17 protein-coding genes are annotated in these 17,273 nt (G+C 63.7%); 4 read left to right on the forward strand and 13 right to left on the reverse strand.

The window, feature by feature from the left end; all coding sequences use genetic code 11:
* Position 1 precedes the first annotated feature (1 nt).
* The 6 genes from U8326_RS06660 to U8326_RS06685 are packed head-to-tail and all read right to left on the reverse strand — an operon-like array spanning position 2 to position 3,903.
* Positions 2 to 670, reverse strand: a complete 669-nt coding sequence (locus U8326_RS06660) for an NAD(P)H-dependent oxidoreductase subunit E (RefSeq protein ID WP_324743119.1) — start codon at positions 668 to 670, stop codon at positions 2 to 4.
* The gene (locus U8326_RS06665; protein ID WP_324743540.1) at positions 670 to 975 is read right to left on the reverse strand and encodes a nuclear transport factor 2 family protein; all 306 of its coding nucleotides are present in this window, start codon (positions 973 to 975) and stop codon (positions 670 to 672) included. The genes U8326_RS06660 and U8326_RS06665 overlap by 1 nt, the downstream gene beginning before the upstream one ends.
* Before the next feature lie 23 nt (positions 976 to 998).
* Positions 999 to 2,213: an NADH-quinone oxidoreductase subunit D gene (locus tag U8326_RS06670; RefSeq protein WP_324743120.1), complete on the reverse strand. Its 1,215-nt coding sequence runs from the start codon at positions 2,211 to 2,213 to the stop codon at positions 999 to 1,001.
* Positions 2,210 to 2,974 carry an NADH-quinone oxidoreductase subunit C gene (locus tag U8326_RS06675; protein WP_324743121.1) on the reverse strand — a complete coding sequence of 255 codons (765 nt, stop codon included), beginning with the start codon at positions 2,972 to 2,974 and terminating at the stop codon, positions 2,210 to 2,212. The genes U8326_RS06670 and U8326_RS06675 overlap by 4 nt, the downstream gene beginning before the upstream one ends.
* Before the next feature lie 15 nt (positions 2,975 to 2,989).
* Positions 2,990 to 3,538: an NADH-quinone oxidoreductase subunit B family protein gene (locus tag U8326_RS06680; protein WP_324743122.1), complete on the reverse strand. Its 549-nt coding sequence runs from the start codon at positions 3,536 to 3,538 to the stop codon at positions 2,990 to 2,992.
* Positions 3,529 to 3,903 carry an NADH-quinone oxidoreductase subunit A gene (locus tag U8326_RS06685; protein WP_324743123.1) on the reverse strand — a complete coding sequence of 125 codons (375 nt, stop codon included), beginning with the start codon at positions 3,901 to 3,903 and terminating at the stop codon, positions 3,529 to 3,531. Before U8326_RS06685 ends, U8326_RS06680 begins: the two co-directional genes overlap by 10 nt.
* A 195-nt stretch (positions 3,904 to 4,098) precedes the next feature.
* Between U8326_RS06685 and U8326_RS06690 the strand changes: the two genes are divergently transcribed.
* Positions 4,099 to 5,295 (forward strand): acetyl-CoA C-acyltransferase, encoded by a 1,197-nt coding sequence (locus tag U8326_RS06690; RefSeq protein WP_324743125.1) that lies wholly within the window; start codon positions 4,099 to 4,101, stop codon positions 5,293 to 5,295.
* Positions 5,296 to 5,374: 79 nt separating this feature from the next.
* On the opposite strand, the gene U8326_RS06695 is transcribed toward U8326_RS06690, so the two are convergent.
* On the reverse strand, positions 5,375 to 5,845 hold the full coding sequence (locus tag U8326_RS06695) for an SH3 domain-containing protein (RefSeq protein WP_324743126.1): 471 nt from the start codon (positions 5,843 to 5,845) through the stop codon (positions 5,375 to 5,377).
* Positions 5,846 to 5,944: 99 nt separating this feature from the next.
* On the opposite strand from U8326_RS06695, the gene U8326_RS06700 reads away from it, so the two are divergent.
* Together U8326_RS06700 and U8326_RS06705 are read left to right on the forward strand one after the other, a co-directional pair.
* Positions 5,945 to 6,964 (forward strand): D-glycerate dehydrogenase, encoded by a 1,020-nt coding sequence (locus tag U8326_RS06700; RefSeq protein ID WP_324743128.1) that lies wholly within the window; start codon positions 5,945 to 5,947, stop codon positions 6,962 to 6,964.
* Between the two features lie 89 nt (positions 6,965 to 7,053).
* Complete coding sequence (locus U8326_RS06705; RefSeq protein ID WP_324743129.1) at positions 7,054 to 8,358, forward strand: ammonium transporter; 1,305 nt, start codon at positions 7,054 to 7,056, stop codon at positions 8,356 to 8,358.
* A 13-nt stretch (positions 8,359 to 8,371) separates the two neighbouring features.
* Here U8326_RS06705 and U8326_RS06710 read toward each other — a convergent pair whose 3' ends face one another.
* On the reverse strand, positions 8,372 to 9,259 hold the full coding sequence (locus tag U8326_RS06710) for a hypothetical protein (RefSeq protein WP_324743130.1): 888 nt from the start codon (positions 9,257 to 9,259) through the stop codon (positions 8,372 to 8,374).
* Positions 9,260 to 9,360: 101 nt separating this feature from the next.
* On the opposite strand from U8326_RS06710, the gene U8326_RS06715 reads away from it, so the two are divergent.
* On the forward strand, positions 9,361 to 10,668 hold the full coding sequence (locus U8326_RS06715; RefSeq protein WP_324743131.1) for an SLC13 family permease: 1,308 nt from the start codon (positions 9,361 to 9,363) through the stop codon (positions 10,666 to 10,668).
* 42 nt (positions 10,669 to 10,710) lie between these two features.
* Here U8326_RS06715 and U8326_RS06720 read toward each other — a convergent pair whose 3' ends face one another.
* From U8326_RS06720 to U8326_RS06740, 5 genes are all read right to left on the reverse strand, one after another.
* Positions 10,711 to 12,117, reverse strand: coding sequence for an NAD(P)H-dependent flavin oxidoreductase (locus U8326_RS06720; RefSeq protein ID WP_324743542.1), 1,407 nt, complete (start codon positions 12,115 to 12,117; stop codon positions 10,711 to 10,713).
* A complete protein-coding gene (locus U8326_RS06725) occupies positions 12,117 to 12,893 on the reverse strand; it encodes a class I SAM-dependent methyltransferase (protein WP_324743132.1) in 777 nt (258 codons plus the stop codon). Before U8326_RS06725 ends, U8326_RS06720 begins: the two co-directional genes overlap by 1 nt.
* The gene (gene prfB / locus U8326_RS06730) at positions 12,890 to 14,017 is read right to left on the reverse strand and encodes a peptide chain release factor 2 (RefSeq protein WP_324743134.1); all 1,128 of its coding nucleotides are present in this window, start codon (positions 14,015 to 14,017) and stop codon (positions 12,890 to 12,892) included. The genes U8326_RS06725 and prfB overlap by 4 nt, the downstream gene beginning before the upstream one ends.
* A 73-nt stretch (positions 14,018 to 14,090) precedes the next feature.
* Entirely contained in the window at positions 14,091 to 14,642 is a 552-nt protein-coding gene (locus U8326_RS06735; protein ID WP_324743136.1) for a peroxiredoxin, read from the reverse strand.
* 35 nt (positions 14,643 to 14,677) lie between these two features.
* Positions 14,678 to 17,197 carry a penicillin-binding protein 1A gene (locus U8326_RS06740; RefSeq protein WP_324743137.1) on the reverse strand — a complete coding sequence of 840 codons (2,520 nt, stop codon included), beginning with the start codon at positions 17,195 to 17,197 and terminating at the stop codon, positions 14,678 to 14,680.
* Positions 17,198 to 17,273: the final 76 nt, after the last annotated feature.

The following is a 17,273-nucleotide window of genomic DNA, read 5'->3' on the forward strand; positions in this document are numbered from 1 at the left end:
CTTACCACTCCCCCCGATAATCGTGATTTTCCGTGACCATCTGCTTCAAGGTGGTCGGCCCGCCCAGCGGCTCGCTGGTATGGCGGCCCGGCTCCTGCGTGCCGCTCTTGGGCTGATCGCCCCGGGCCAGCGCATCGAGCACCGCGTCCATCCGTTCGGCGGTCAGATCCTCGTAATTGTCGTCGTTGATCTGGACCATCGGCGCGGTGGCGCAATTGCCCATGCATTCCACCTCGGTCAGGGTCCAGAGGCCATCGTCCGTGGTATGGCCGACATGCATCCCGCGCGCCTTGCAGGCGGCCATGATCTGGTCCGATCCGCGCAACATGCAGGGCGTGGTGCCGCAGACCTGCACATGGAAGCGGCCGACCGGCACGAGATTGTACATGGTGTAGAAGCTGGCGACCTCGACCACGCGGATGATCGGCATGTCGAGATAGGCGGCGACATATTCCATCACCGGGATCGGCAGCCAGCCCTGGGTGTCGGTTTCGGCACCGACCTGCCGCTGGGCAAGGTCGAGCAGCGGCATCACCGCCGAACGCTGGCGCCCTTCGGGATAGCGCGCGACGATGTCCTTCGCCTTCCCGGCATTCTCCGCGGTCCAGGCGAAATTGCCCCAGCGCGCGCGCAACTCCGGCGTATCGGGTTCGAGATGACGGTCGGCCATTAGCGAATGAACTCCACGCGTGAGCACTTGTCGCCTTCGAAGCTGTAGACGCTCATCACTTCGAACGGCTCGGAAGCGGCGGAACGCCAGACTTTCTCATGCAGCACGACATATTCGCCGAGTTCGTATCCTTTGATGACCTCGGCGCGGTTTTCGGGAAATTCCGCGAACATCTTCTTCAGACCCTCGCGCGTGCCTTCCTTGCCTTCCCGAACGACCGCGCCGCGATAGCCCGCCTCGCAGGCATCGTCGGTCATCAGCGCGACATAGGCGTCGGCGTCCTGCGCATTGTAATGCGCGATCATCCGTTCGGCGATGGCAAGGCGGCTCAACGGTCGCACTCCCCGAACACGACGTCGATGGCGCCCAGGATGGCGGTGGCGTCGGAAAGCATGTGGCCCTTGCACATGAAATCCATCGCCTGAAGATGGCTGAACGCCGTGGGGCGGATCTTGCAGCGGTATGGCTTGTTGCTGCCGTCCGACACCAGATAGACGCCAAATTCGCCCTTCGGGCTTTCCGTGGCGACATAGACTTCGCCCGCAGGCACGTGGAAGCCTTCGGTATAGAGCTTGAAGTGATGGATCAGCGCTTCCATCGACTGCTTCATCTCGCCCCGCTTGGGCGGCACCACCTTGCGGTCGGTAGAGGCAACCGGCCCTTCCGGCATTTCGGCGAGGCATTGCTTCATGATCCGGGCGGACTGGCGGACTTCCTCGACCCTGACCATGAAACGATCGTAGCAATCGCCATTGGTGCCTACGGGAATCTCGAAATCCATCCGGTCGTATACGTCATAGGGCTGCGACTTGCGCAGATCCCACGGAATCCCCGAGCCACGGATCATCGGGCCGGAGAAGCCCCAGCGCACCGCATCATCCTTGGAAACCACGGCGATATCGACATTGCGCTGCTTGAAGATGCGATTGTCGACCACCAGGCTCATCGCGTCCTCGAACAACCGGGGCAGTCGCGTGTCGAGCCAGTCCCCAATATCGGTCAGCAGCTTGAGCGGCACGTCCTGATGCACCCCGCCCGGGCGGAACCAGGCGCTGTGCATCCGGGCGCCGGAAGCGCGCTCGAAGAAATTGAGGCAATCCTCGCGGATTTCGAACACCCACAGGTTCGGAGTCATTGCCCCCACATCCATCACGTGCGAGCCGATGTTGAGCATGTGGTTGCAGATGCGGGTCAGTTCCGCGAACAGCACCCGCAGGTATTGCGCGCGCAGCGGAACCTCGAGGTTCAGCAGCTTCTCGATGGCCAGAACATAGGAATGCTCCATCGCCAGCGGGGAGCAGTAATCGAGCCGGTCGAAATAGGGCAGCGCCTGGAGATAGGTCTTGTGCTCGATCAGCTTTTCGGTGCCGCGATGAAGCAGGCCGACATGCGGATCGACCCGCTCGACGATCTCGCCATCAAGCTCCATCACCATCCGCAACACGCCATGCGCGGCGGGATGCTGGGGGCCGAAATTGATGGTGTAATTGGTAATGACCTCGTCGCCCGTGGTCGGCGACTGCTCAAGGGCGAATCCGCTCATGCCTCATCCCCCTTCTCGTCCATGGCCGGCGGGTTGGCCGGCGTATCCTTGGCCGCTTCCTTGTCGGCCGCCGCTCCGGCGCCGGTCTGCTTCGGGCTTTCGGTGGCCTTGGGCGTCGCGACCGGAGGCGGCGCGGGGGTTTGGGCGGCCTTCTCGTCGCCCGGAAGGACATATTCTGCCCCTTCCCACGGGCTCATGAAATCGAACTGCCGCAGATCCTGCGCCAGCTTGACCGGCTCGTAGACGACGCGCTTGTCCTCTTCGGAATAGCGCAGCTCCTGATAGCCGGTCAGCGGGAAATCCTTGCGGAAAGGATGGCCTTCGAAACCATAGTCGGTCAGGATACGGCGAAGATCAGTGTTGCCCGAGAACACGACGCCATACAGGTCGAACACTTCACGCTCCAGCCACCCGGCATTGGGCCACAGCGTGGTCGCCGTGGGAACCGGGGTCGCCTCGCTCGCCGTCACCTTGACGATGATGCGATGATTGCGGGTCAGGCTGAGCAGGCAATAGCAGACTTCGAACCGTTCCGCCCGCTGCGGATAGTCGACCCCCGCGATTTCCATCAATTGCTGGTATTCGTGCTCATCGCGCAGCAAGCGCAGGGCATCTTCGATCCGGTCGCGCCGAACCGTCAGCAGGATTTCGCCATGCTCTTCCGCCGCTTCCACCAGCATGTCGCCAAGAGCGACGGATAAAGCCTCGCTCACGCCGTCGTTCGGCGTGAATTTCGGTGCGGAATGCAGGACTGTAGCCATCTCAGCGAGCGCCCTTCACCGTTCGATCGTTCCGACGCGCCGGATCTTGCGCTGCAACTGCATCACGCCATACAGCAGCGCTTCCGCGGTGGGCGGGCAGCCAGGCACATAGATATCCACCGGCACGATCCGGTCACAGCCGCGCACGACCGAATAGCTGTAGTGATAATAGCCGCCGCCATTGGCGCAGGAACCCATCGAGATCACATATTTGGGGTCCGACATCTGGTCATAGACCTTGCGCAGCGCGGGCGCCATCTTGTTGCACAGCGTGCCCGCCACGATCATCACGTCGGACTGGCGCGGCGAAGCGCGCGGCGCCGCCCCGAACCGTTCCATATCATAGCGCGGCATGTTCACATGGATCATTTCGACCGCGCAGCAGGCAAGACCGAAGGTCATCCACCAAAGGGAGCCGGTGCGCGCCCATTGGAACAGCTCTTCCGTCGAGGTGACGAGGAAGCCCTTGTCGTTCACCTCGGTGGACAATGCGTTGAAGTAATCCTGCTCGGGCTGGCGAATGTCGCCGGGCTGCGCAGCCGGGATAGTCTCGTTCACTCCCATTCCAGCGCTCCCTTCTTCCAGGCATAGGCAAGACCGACGGCCAGTTCGCCGAGGAAGATCATCATGGTGATCCAGCCCGGCCATCCGGTCAGATCGAGGCTTACCGCCCAGGGGAACAGGAAGGCCGCTTCGAGATCGAAGATGATGAACAGGATCGCGACCAGGTAGAACCGGACATCGAACTGGCTGCGCGGGTCCTCGAACGCGGGAAAGCCGCATTCATATTCGCTGAGCTTCTCCGCATTGGGATTGTGACTGCCGGTCAGGCGGGAAACGCCCATCGGCAGGAACACGAACAGGGCCGACAGTCCAAGCGCAATCGCCAGGAAAATCAGGATCGGCAGATATTCGGACAGGTCGACCAAGGAGCTGACTCGCTGAGCTGGGTTTCGCGTTTGCGAGCGCACTAGTCCGGGTGCCCCCCCGGCGCAAGGGGGTGAACCACGCTTTTCTGTCCATTGCCTTGCCGGAGCCGAAAGCATTATGGCGTTTGCCATTGCGGCATCGCAGCATTACATGCCCCCTGCTTCTCCTGAAACCCAAGACCAGAAAGTCTCGACATGCCCCAGTTCTCCGACAACGATCCCATTGTGATCCTTTCCTATGCGCGCACGCCCATGGGCGGCATGCAGGGGGCTCTTGCCGATGCCGCGGCCACCGACCTCGGCGCGACGGCCGTCAAGGCCGCGGTCGAGCGCGCCGGCGTGGCCGGCGAGGACATCGACCGGGTCTATATGGGCTGCGTCCTGCCTGCGGGCCTGGGCCAGGCTCCGGCCCGGCAAGCCGCGATCAAGGCCGGCCTTCCGGCATCCGTCGAAGCCACGACCGTGAACAAGGTCTGCGGATCAGGCATGCAGACCGTCATCATGGGCGCGGAAGCGCTCGCGGCCGGCAGCGTGAATGTCGTGGTGGCGGGCGGCATGGAAAGCATGACCAATGCCCCCTATCTGCTCAAGAAGCACCGCTCGGGCGCCAGGCTCGGCCACGACACCGCCTATGACCACATGTTCCTGGACGGCCTGGAAGACGCTTATGAAGCCGGCCGCGCGATGGGCACCTTCGCGCAGGATACCGCCGACGAATACCAGCTCACCCGCGAGGCGCAGGACGATTATTCGATCGAATCCCTTCGCCGCGCCAATGCGGCGATCGCGGATGGCGGATTTGTGGACGAGATCGTTCCCGTGACCATCGTCAGCCGCAAGGGCGAAGTGGTGGTGGACACCGACGAGCAGCCCGGCAAGGGCCGCCCGGACAAGATTCCCACCCTGAAACCGGCCTTCGCCAAGGACGGCACCATCACCGCCGCTTCCTCTTCCTCCATCTCGGACGGCGCGGCGGCGGTCGTCATCACCCGGGAAAGCATCGCCAAGGCGAAGGGGCTTGCCCCCGAGGCCCGCATCGTCGCGCTGGCCGCCCATGCGCAGGAACCCAGGCACTTCACCATCGCGCCGATCGGGGCAATCAACAAGGTGCTCGCCGGCGCGGGCTGGTCGGTGGACGATGTCGATCTGTTCGAAGTGAACGAAGCCTTCGCCTGCGTCGCCATGTTCGCGATGAAGGACATCGGCATCCCGCATGAGAAGATCAATGTGAACGGCGGCGCGACCGCGCTGGGCCATCCCATCGGCGCAAGCGGCACCCGCATTCTCGTCACGCTCATCAATGCCCTCAAGAAGCGGGGCAAGAAGCGCGGCGTCGCCACCCTTTGCATCGGCGGCGGCGAAGCCACGGCGCTCGCGGTCGAGCTGGCCTGACCGCCCGGATCGCTACATATCCATGAAATGCAGGGCGGTCCGCTGGGGCCGCCCTTTTATTATGGCCGGCCCGGGCGGATCAAGGCTCGCCCGCGCCCCACAGCCTGGCCTGCCGCATCCATCCGGCCCGGCCGGCGGCATCGAAACGGCACCAGCCATCGTTGCAGGAAACCAGCCGCCCGACCACGCCCGGTTCGACCCGCCACAGGAGCTTCGCGCCGTCACCCGGTTCATTGCGCATGTCGGCAACACCTTTGCCGATGACGATCGCCGTCCGGTCGGCGCTGAGAAAGCGGGCGACCATCCATCCGCTTGCCCCATCCGGATCTTCCACCAGACGCCAGCCTTCCTTGATGCGCAGCACTTTCAGGGGCAGGCCCGGCCGGTGATAGACCCATGCGATCGGATAGCTCTCGCTCGGCCCGACCCGCATGTTGATTTCATCGGCCCGGATGGAAGCCCAATAAGGCACTTCCCGATCCTGGGCCGAGGCCGGCGCCCCCAACATCGTGAGGACGCAGAGCGGAAGAACGAAACGAATGAAACGCATCGCCTCAATTAGCCGCGCGGGGGCCTGCACTTCAAGCAGCGAACGCATCCCAAGGTTACGCTTGACCTGCGGGGCGCGGGAATCATAAGCCCATCGGCGATGCCTCAGGATATTCGATCCACGCCCCAGCGCCGCGTCGAAGGACGCCCCCGTGTCACCGTGACCCGCCGGCTCATGCCGGAAGTGGAAAGCCGGATGAGCGAATTGTTCGATACCGGGCTGAACCGCTCGGACAAGCCGATGACCCGCGACGATCTGGTCAGGGCCATGCGGGAAAGCGACGTGCTGGTGCCCTGCGTGACCGACCGGATCGATTCCGCCATGATCGGGGAGGCAGGCGACCGGCTTGGCCTGATCGCCAGCTTCGGCGCGGGTGTGGACCATATCGATCTGGACGCGGCGCACAGGCGCAGGATCATCGTCACCAATACGCCGGGCGTCTTCACCGAGGACACCGCCGATATCACCATGGCGCTGATCCTGGTGGCGCCGCGCCGGATCGGAGAGGGCATCCGCGTCCTCGCCGCCGGGGAATGGGAAGGCTGGGGCCCTTCGGTGATGCTCGGCCACCGTGTCGGCGGAAAGCGCCTAGGAATCGTGGGCATGGGCCGCATCGGCCAGGCCGTGGCCCACCGCGCCCGCGCTTTCGGCATGGAAATCGTCTACCATAATCGGCACAAATTGCCCGATGCGGTCGAGAATATCTTCGGAGCCCGCTACGAAGCGGATCTCGACAGGCTGATCGCCGAAGCGGACATCCTCACGCTCAACTGCCCCAGCACCGACGAAACCCGCAATCTGCTCGATGCAAGGCGAATCGCGAGCATGAAGCCCGATGCCTATGTAATCAACACGGCGCGGGGCGAGCTGATCGACGAGGATGCCCTGATCGCGGCCCTGGAAGCGGGCCGGATCGGAGGCGCGGGGCTGGACGTGTTTCGCCAGGAACCCCGCGTCGACCCTCGCCTGCTCTCCCTGCCGAATGTGGTCGCCCTGCCCCACCTCGCCAGCGCGACCCTGGAAGGCCGCGCCGCCGCCGGAATGAAGGTGGTCGCCAATATCCAGGTGTGGACGGACGGCCATCGCCCCCCCGATCAGGTCCTGACCGGCCTGGTCTGAACCGCAGGCAGTTGCCTGCGCCTCGGTCTTTTTCTAGAGAACAGGCTGAGGAAAGGTCCGCGGCCACCGTGGATCGGGGGGTGTCTGACATGAAAAGCAAGATCGCCGCGGCGGCGTCCATTCTCGCCGTCTCAATCCCCGGCACCGCATGGGCGCAGAATCCCTATGCGGCGGCGGGCGACAGCGGCGATACCGCGCTCGTGCTGGTCTGCTCCGCGCTCGTCCTGCTGATGACCCTGCCCGGCCTCGGGCTTTTCTATGGCGGGCTGGTCCGGGCGAAGAACTTCCTGTCCGTGCTGCTTCAGGTCGGCGCGGTCGCTGGGATTGCTTCCCTGCTGTGGATCATCGTGGGCTACACTCTGGCCTTCGGGGCGGTGACCAACGGATGGCTGGGCGCCGGCAATGCCTGGATGCTGATCGATCTGGGCAATGTCCGCGCGGGCCTGGCCATTCCGGAAAGCACCTTCGCCCTGTTCCAGCTTACCTTCGCGGCGATCACCCCGGCCCTGATGATCGGCGCCTGGGTGGACCGCGCGCGGTTCGGATGGGTGGTCGGTTTCTGCGCCTTGTGGAGCCTCATCGTCTATGCCCCCGTGGCCCACTGGATCTGGGGCGGCGGATGGCTGGCCTCCTCGCTGGGCGTGCTCGATTTCGCAGGCGGCCTGGTCGTGCATACGACCGCCGGCATCTCCGCCCTCGTCGTCGCCTTGCTCCTCGGCAAGCGCGATGGCTTTCCCAGGACACTCATGCTGCCGCACGCCCCGGCCCTCACCATGATCGGCGCGATGCTTCTGTGGGTCGGCTGGTTCGGCTTCAACGGCGGTTCCGCCCTGGCCGCGTCCGACGATGCGGCGATGGCGATCCTCAACACGCAGGCCGCGGCGAGCGCGGCGGCGCTGGCCTGGCTGCTGGTGGAGAAGTTCACGGTCGGCAAGCCGACCAGCATCGGCTTCGCGACCGGCGCGATCGCCGGCCTCGCGACCATCACCCCCGCCGCCGGCTTCATATCGCCCGGCGCGGCGATCATCTTCGGCGCTGTGGCGGCGCTTCTCTGTTACGGCGCGATCCAGCTTGTGAAGCAGCGCTGGCATATCGACAATTCCCTCGATGTGTTCGCGGTGCATGGAATTGGCGGCATCACAGGCTCCATCCTGCTGGCGGTCTTCCTTTCCCCGGCGCTTGGCGGGATCGGATATGGTGAAGGAATGGCTATGGGCAGCCAGTTGTTCGGCCAACTGGTCGGTATTGCCGTGGTCGTGCTCTGGTCGGCGGTCGCCACCGCCATTCTCAGCCTGGGCGTATCGCTGTTCTTGCCGATGCGGGTAAGCGAGGATGAGGAACGCGAAGGCCTGGACATCGCCAGCCATGGCGAAAGAGCCTGGGAATTCGATTGAGCGTTGAGGCGGTTTAGCTGTCTTCGCGCGCACGCGCGAGGGTCCAGGTCGCGAGCGCATCCCCCTGATCCACCGTCTCGATTCGCATTTCGTCGAAGGATGCGGCGATAATGCAACGCGGCCGCCGCTCGATGCCGTCAGGCTGAATACAATGAACTGGCGCACCGCTCGCCACGTTCCCAAGTCTGCCGGTAATGCGGACGACAAAGCCCTTCATCGCCTCGAAGCGTTCCACCGTGATCCGCTGGACAGTCTCGAACGATCGCGTCTTCCCGCTCTGCCGCGTCGTTTCCCCCGAACGAAACTGCCCTATCGCCAGCGTCCGGGCGGAAACGGGCGCAGGGCCAGGGATTTCCGATGCATCCGCCTTGGCCTGGATCGGGCATTGAGGGGACGATGACCACGGGTAGCTTATCCAGAATCCTTCGACGGAATTGGCGGATTCCGCCGCCGCGGGCAAAAGCCAGTCTTCCATGTTCCAGACCGTCATCGACACGGAGATGCGCAGTGTCTGCTTTTGCGGATCATAGCTCCAGCGCAACGGCTCGCTGCTGTCCGGCGCGGCGGGGCCGGAGCAGCCGAAGGGAATGACGAGATCGAACCGCCGCCCCGCCCCCTTTTCGACTTCGGGCGGCGGCACCGCCCCGGCGCTCACCGCATCCGCGGCATGGCCGGCAAGCGCGATGAGACTGGCCCGCCCGAGGGGGCGAATATCTTCCGTGCTGACCGATACGATCGGAACGGACGGCGTGGCGCTGGGAATGACTTCCGGCGGCGGCGGGTCCGGCACGCGCGGGGAGGTCATCCGGCCGATCGCGAACCCCACGGCACAGGTCGCGATCGCCGCCGCCAAACCGCCCGCGATCGCGAGACGGCTGGTTCTGAGGCTCGGCTCACGCATAAGCGATTGATAGCAAATCCATCCTTTTTCTCCAGACCATAATGCCGTCCCATGCACTCAGGCATTGACAGAAAGCCGCAGGCATTCGAGGCAGATAGCCGATGACCATCGACCAAGTTTTGACATTGCTGGTCCTCGCGGCAGTAGTTGGGGTGCTGATCTGGGACCGGCTGAGGGCGGATGTCGTGGCCCTGTCCGGCGCGGCCGCCCTTCTGATGACAGGCGTGGTCCGGCCCGCCGATCTGCAGGGCGCCTTCGCCAGCCCCGCCATCATCGCCCTGGCCTCGCTGTTCGTGATCGCCTACGCGCTCGAGTTGTCCGGATTGCTGGACAGGGGCATCGCGCTGGGCGTCGATCTGTGCAAGCGCATGGGCGAAAAAGGCATCTGGCTGCTGCTGTCCATGATCGGCGGCGTCTCCTGCTTCCTGAACAGCACGCCGATCGTCGTGCTCGGCGCGCCGGTGGTGCGGGATGTGGCCGCGGCCCTGGGGCAGTCGCCCAAACGCTATCTCATTCCGCTTTCCTATATCACCGTATTGACCGGCTGCTGCACATTGGTCGGCACCTCCACCAATCTGCTGGTGGACGATATGGCGCGCGTATCCGGGCAACCGCGCTTCGGCATATTCGAGATCACGCCGGTCGGCGTTCCGATGGCCCTTGCCGGCGCCGTCTACCTGTTCCTCGTCAGCGGCCGCTTGCTCGGACGTCATGTGGATGACGAACGCGAGGGCGACCCCGGCCCGATCGAACCATCCCATCTTGCCAGCGCACAGGTCGGCGATGTCAGCGTGTTCGCGAAAAAGCGCCCGCTCCAGCCCGGGAAGGCGATTGCGGCGCTCCTGATATTCGTAAGCGCCATTGCCCTTGCCGCTTTCAATGTCGCTCCGATCGCGGCCACTGCCTTTGCCGGGGCGGTGGTGCTGATACTGCTGAAAGTCATCAGCGCCGATGAAGCCTACAAGGGCTTGAAGCCGGAAATACTGATGCTTATCGCCGGGATGGTGGTGATCGGCATAGCAATGGAGCAGAGCGGCCTTGCCGAGCAATCTTCGCGCCTGCTCATCGACACGGTCCACGGATTGTCGCCCCTGATCGCGCTGATCGTGCTCTATCTGGTCACGATGGCGCTGACCGAATTGCTTTCCAACGCAACCGTCGCCGTGCTGGTGACGCCGATCGCCGTGGCGCTGGCCGAAAGCCTCGCTGTCAGCCCCCGGCCTTTCCTGGTTGCGGTGATGATGGCCGCCAGCGCGGCGTTCGCCACGCCATTCGGCTATCAGACCAATGTCATCGTCTACCAGATGGCGGGCTATCGCTATATGGATTTCGTGCGCATCGGGCTGCCGCTCAACGTCATCACCTTCGTCGTCGCGATCGCCATGATCCAGATCTTCTTCCCCTTCTGAAGCGAAGGGGAAGGCTCAACCAAGATCAATCTCCGGCCAGGATCAATCTCCGGTAAGAATCCGGTCGACGAGCTGCTTCACGGTCGGGGTGAAGTTGTTGGAATAGAACGGGTCCTGCTTGAAGCGGTAGGCCGCATGGCCCGCAAACATCAGGTTCTGCTCTACATCGCCTCCATGCGCGATGTCCTGAAGAGTCTTCTGGATGCAGAAGCTGCGCGGATCGGCAAGCCGCCCCGTGCTGTAATCGTCATGGTCCTTCCAGGAGGAAAAGCCGCAATGGGAAAGGCAGCCCATGCAGGCGGCCTGATCTTCCCGGATGATCATGCGCTCCTCGGGCGTCACGAACACCACGGTGTCGTCGGGCGTCCGCAAAGCTTCGGTATAGCCGCTGGCCGCCCAGCCCCGCGCGCGCTCCAGATCCTTGGGCGCGACCCAGAAATTCTTGCCCTTGACCCCGACATCGAGCTGCACCGTATGCACCCCCGCCTCGACCCTGGAATAGGGGATCTGGCGCTCGGACCGATCCTCGAGATTGCGAAGGAAAGGATTGCGAACCGCGGAGGAATAAAACCCGGTGGGCGAAAAACGATGCAAGAGCACATCGCCCGGCTCAAGCGTGCGCAATGCATCCTTCCAGCCTTGCGGTATCGGGCTTTCATGCGTCAGCAAGGGACGGGTGCCGAACTGGAACGCGATCTGGCCCAGCTCCGGATTGTCGATCCAGTTGTCCCACTCCCGGAGGAACCACACCCCGCCGGCCATGACGATCGGCACGTTGTCGGATACGCCTTCGGCCCGCATCGTGTCGCGCAGCGCCTTGACCCGTGGATAGGGATCTTCCGGCTTCAAGGGATCTTCCGCGTTGGAAAGGCCGTTATGCCCGCCCGCGAGCCATGGATCTTCATACACCACGGCCGCCATCAATTCGGAAACCTTGTGATAGGCGCGCTTCCAGAGCGCGCGGAACGCCCGGGCCGAACTGATGATCGGCAGGTAGTTCACATTGTAGCGTGCCGCGATCTCCGAAAGCTTGTAGGGCATGCCCGCGCCGCAGGTGACGCCGGCGACGAGGCCCCTGGTCTTCTCCAGCACGCCTTCCAGCACGGCCTGGGCCCCGCCCATTTCCCACAGGACATTGATATTGATCGCGCCCTGACCACCGGAAATTTCATGCGCGCGGCGAACCTGCTCCACCCCGCCGTCGATGGCGTAGCGGATCAGTTCCTCGTGCCGTTCCTTGCGGGTCATGGCGTGATAGATCTGCGGAACGATCTTGCCTTCCGCATCGTAGCTGTCGGCGTTCACCGCGCTGACCGTGCCGATGCCGCCCGCGGCGGCCCAGGCGCCGGAACTGGCGTGGTTGGTGGCGGAAACGCCCTTGCCGCCCTCGACCAGCGGCCAGACTTCACGCCCGCCATACAGGATCGGCTTCAAACCCTTGAAACTCATCATCGCCCCTTATCAAGCGCACTGCTATCGGCGGTCGCGCTCCCTTCCGTTGCTTCGGAATGGCGGCACGGCACGATATCACGCGGAGCCGGCCTCTCGCCGCTGGCTTCAAACTGCGCATAATAGCCCGCCAATTCCGGCTTACGGCCAAATTCCACCAGACGAAAGCCCACTTGTGCGAACTCGCAAAAAAGCAGGCGCGGACTGATCCCGTGCTGGTCGGTCGGTCGATCGACATCGACGACGATCACCTTTCCGCCCTTGCGCAAGGCAGGCCGCAAACGCCAGAGGAAGGCGTAAGGCTCCGAAACCTCATGATACATATGCACCAGGAAGATGCGATCGAAGCTGTTGGCGGGCAACTTCGGATCGTCCGGCTCGCCCAGCTTGATCGAGACATTGTCGAGACGCTCGCGCTCGACGCGATCCCCCAGCTTCCTTACGGTTTCCTGGTTGATATCCTGCGCCAGCACGCGCCCGCCGCGCCCCACACGCGATGCAAGCCTGATGGTGTAATATCCTTCGCCCGCGCCGATGTCGGCAACGGTCATGCCCGGCTTTATCTGGGCGATATCCATGACGGTGGTCGCTTCCCGGCGATCGTCGCGTATCCGTTCGCTGGAGACGTTGCTGCGGCCGGTTTCCGAGACGGGCCGGTGAGCGCGCGGAAACTCGCGGGACGTCTCGGGACGATCGGAATCGTCCGGCTGGCGTTCGCACCCCGCCGCTGCCAGCAGGACGGCCGGAAGCAGGAACAAGGCGCCCCGCAACGTCACTCGACGTCCTCGACCTCTATCGTCTCGCCGGTCACGCGCTGGGCCAGCGCGGCCGCCATGAAGCTGTCCAGCGCGCCATCGAGGACATCGCCGGGTGCGGTCGAAGTGACACCCGTTCGCAGATCCTTGACCATCTGATAGGGCTGGAGCACGTAGGAACGGATCTGATGGCCCCATCCGATTTCGGTCTTGGCCTGATATTCCCCGCTTGCCTCCGCTTCACGCTTGGCCAGCTCGGCTTCGTATAGCCTGGCCTTGAGCATGTTCATCGCGGTCGCCCGGTTCTTGTGCTGCGAACGATCGTTCTGGCTGGCGACGATGATGCCGGTCGGCACGTGGGTGATGCGCACGGCCGAATCCGTGGTGTTCACATGCTGCCCGCCCGCCCCGCTGGCGCGGTAAGTATCTATCTTGAGGTCGGATTCCTTGATCTCGATATCAATATCGTCGTCGATCACCGGATAGACCCAGACCGACGAAAAGCTCGTATGCCTGCGCGCCGAGCTGTCATAGGGGCTTATGCGGACCAGCCGATGCACACCGCTTTCGGTTTTCGCATAGCCATAGGCGTTCTCGCCCTTGATGAGCAGGGTCGCCGACTTGATGCCCGCCTGCTCGCCGGCATGATAGTCGACCAGCTCGACCTTGTAGCCTTTCCGTTCCGCCCAGCGCGTATACATGCGCTGCAGCATCTCGGCCCAATCCTGGCTTTCGGTGCCGCCCGCGCCGGCATGGACTTCCAGATAGGCGTCGTTCCCGTCCGCCTCGCCCGAAAGCAGAGCCTGCACCTTGTCCGCATCGGCCCGTTCCGCCAGCCTTGCCAGGCTTTGCAGACCTTCGTTTACGATATCCTCATCGCCCTCGGCCTCGCCCAGCTCGATGAACTCGGTCGCGTCGGTCATTTCCCGGGTAATTTCCTGGACCGTTCCCACCGCGCCTTCCAGCCGGCGCCGTTCGCGCATGACGGCTTCAGCATCCTTGGGATCGTCCCAAAGCTTCGGGTCCTCAACTCGTGCATTCAGTTCGTCCAGGCGGCGCAAGGCGCGATCCCAGTCAAGGGAACGGCGCACGAGGGCCAGCGCTGCTTCAATCCGGTCGATATGGGCCTGCCCTTCGGCACGCATGATATTCTATCTCCGCTAGTCTTGCGGCCCGCTTAGCGGATGACTGCTGATTGTAAAGAAAAGCCGCTAAAGCCTATTTCCGGCGCTGCAGCTCTCGAACCTTGGCGAGGGTCAATTTCACATGCTGCCGCCAATCCAGGTCGGAATAGGCCAGTTTCACCCTGCCATCCGTCCCGATCACATAGCTCGTGCAATTCGACAGCCCGGTGTCCTGCCCTTCGCGCCGCAGCCTGACATCATACGCCTCGATCACCGCCTTGCTGGCGGTGGCGACGGGAAATTTTCCGCGGCATTCCTCTAGCGAAAAGCGCTTGAGGGTCGGCAGGTCGTCCGCCGACAGCCCGATCACTGTCGCGCCGGCGGCGTCGAAGTCAGCCATCGCTTCAGCAAAGGCGTTGGCTTCCAGGGTGCAGCCCTGGGTAAACGCCTTCGGATAGAAATAGAGGACGACCGGCCCATCTTTCAGCGCCTGCCGGAGATTGAAGGCAAAGACCTGGCCCGAATGCGCGCCGGTGGTCGAGAAGGCCGGGGCCTTCGCCCCCACGGCCAGTTCCGCCGAGGCGGCCGCCGGAAGGGAAACCAGCGCCAGCCCCGCAATCATTCTTGCATGTCCGAACAGGGTCATCGGTTCACTCTCCCGAAGAGCAGGAGCGGGGGAAATCAATACAGGCCACCCTGCTCCTTGACGAAATCTTCCGGCTGCCCGTTCGAGCCGCGAGACTGGTTGTCACTCGCGCCGGTTCCAGCCTGACGCTTGCGCAACAATGCGAGAATTTCCTGCCGCATCGCATCCAGCTCATCCTGGCGCGTGCTCCGCTCCGGCTCGGTATCCGGCTTGAACGCTTCCCAGATCACCGCCGCCTTGGGATCGTCCCCCGGCCATGCGCCAAACACGCGCTTGCCGCTGCGGCGGTCCACCCGCACCATGCGCACGCCCGGAGGAGCGATGAACGGGCGATCGCTCCACCTGTCACGGGTCTCCTTGACGAATTGCTTGAAGATGGGCGCGGCCAGAGTTCCGCCCTGAGCGTAGCCGCCCATGTTGCGGGGCTTGTCGAAGCCCATGTAGACGCCTGCGACGATATTGGGCGAACCGCCCACGAACCACACGTTGGTGGGGCCGGTGGTGGTTCCGGTCTTGCCGAACAGCGGCAGCTTGAGATCGCGCAACACGACCGCCGTGCCGCGCTGAACGACGCCTTCGAGCATATGGACGGTTTGATAGGCGGTCCGCGGGTCCATCGTGATCTTGCCGCGAGGTGCAAGGCGCGGCATCGGCTTGCCGTCCCATTCCGTCATGGTGCATTTGGGGCACTTGCGGTTGTCCGCGCGCCAGATGACCTTGCCGTTGCGATCCTGGACATAGTCGATCAGCGTCGGTTCGAACTGGCGGCCATTGTTGGCAAGCGCGGAATAGGCATTGACCATCTTGAGCACGGTGGTGTCCCCTGCCCCCAGCGCGAAGGAAAGATAGGGCTGATACTTGCCGATACCCATCCGCTCGAAAGTGCGCGTGACCTTGTCCATGCCCGCATCGTTGGCGATATGCACCGTCATCAGGTTGCGGGACTGCTCCAGGCCCCAGCGCATGGGATGATCGCCGCTGCCGCCGCCGCTGAAATTGCGGAAGCATTTTTCGCCAAGCGCGGCCCCCTGATACACGCAGAAGGTTCCGTCGGTGACCATGCTCGCCGGGGTCATGCCGTTATCGAGGCCGGTAGCATAGACGAAGGGCTTGATCGTGGAGCCGGGCTGGCGATTGGCCTGCGTCGCGCGATTGAAAGAGCCGAGGCGGGAATCGAAACCGCCCTGTATCGCAAGCACCCGTCCGGTCTGCGGATCTTCGGCCACGAAGCCGCCCGACACTTCCGGAATCGTGCGAACGCGATAGGCACTGCCGACCGGCGAAGCGGCAATCACATCGCCTGCCCGCAAGGCGTCGGGCATCCCGGTCAGCGCGGCTTGCGTTCCGTCGGCGAAACCGATCCGGCCAGTGCCGCCCGATCTTTGCGTGACCACGCCGATGCGCCAGTCCTGATAGTTGATGGAGAGATAGGAACTTACGAGCTGGCTATGCCAATTGCCATCCGCAAGGTCGATCTTCGCGATCGGCCCGCTCCAGCCCCTTTGCCCCTGATACCGCAGCAACCCGGCCCGCAAGGCGTCGCGGGCCGCATTCTGGAGCTTCACGTCCAGGGACGTGCGGACCCATAAGCCGCCCGCATAGACGCTGTAGGGGCTGTCCTCCGCGGTTTCGCCGTATTTGTCGATCAGCTGCCTGCGCACTTCCTCGAGAAAATAGCCGGCATCGGCCTTCGCCCCCGCGGCGCGGCGCGGGATCACGCCCAGCGGCTTGGCCTTCGCAGCCGCCGCTTCCTGTGCGCTGACAAACCCGTTGTCGACCATCTGGTCCAGCACGAAATTGCGGCGGGCAATCGCAAGGTCGGCGTATTTCGCGCGGCCATACCGTTCCGGCGCCTTCGGCAGGATCGCCAGAAAAGCCGCCTGGCTGAGGTCGAGATCGCCGACATCCTTGTCGAAATAGGCGCGGGCAGCCGCCTGCACGCCAAAACTTTGCCGGCCCAGCGGGATTTCATTCAGATACAACTCGAGGATCTGCTGCTTCGTCAGCACATCCTCGATCCTGCGGGCAAGGATCATTTCCTTGAGCTTGCGGGTGATGGAATATTCATCGCCCACCAGGATGTTCTTCGCCACCTGCTGGGTAATGGTGGAGCCGCCCTTGGCGCGCTGGCCGGAACCGATCTTGCTGGCATAGTCGATCACCGCGCCGGCAAGGCCGGTTATGTCCACGCCGCCATGGCTCCAGAAAGTCTTGTCCTCGGCCGAGAGGAATGCATTGATGAGCGGGCGCGGAAAATCGACGAACTGGAGCTGCACGCGGCGCTCCCGCGCGTAGGAATCGACGATTTCGCCGTCAATTCCCCGCACCACCGTCGGCAAGGGTGGCTGATAGTCCAGCAGGCTTTCCGCCGAAGGCAGATTGCGCACCAGGGCAAGCCACAGCACCAGCCAGATCAGCAGGAGCCCGCCACCCGCCGCCAGGACCCAGCGAAATAGCCTGCTGCCGCGCCAGTTTTCACGGAACCATGCGATCGCACCCTGCGTATCACGCCGGATCCGGTAGCGGAAATTGGAAGTTTCGGTCTGCTCGGCCATGATCGGCGAGGCCCTAGCACGGGCTTCCGGTTCTGCGCCAGATGCAACTGGCATTATGCCCGCGGCAGTTCACGCC

This window comes from Tsuneonella sp. CC-YZS046 (genome assembly GCF_035581365.1).
GTDB lineage: Bacteria > Pseudomonadota > Alphaproteobacteria > Sphingomonadales > Sphingomonadaceae > JAWKXU01.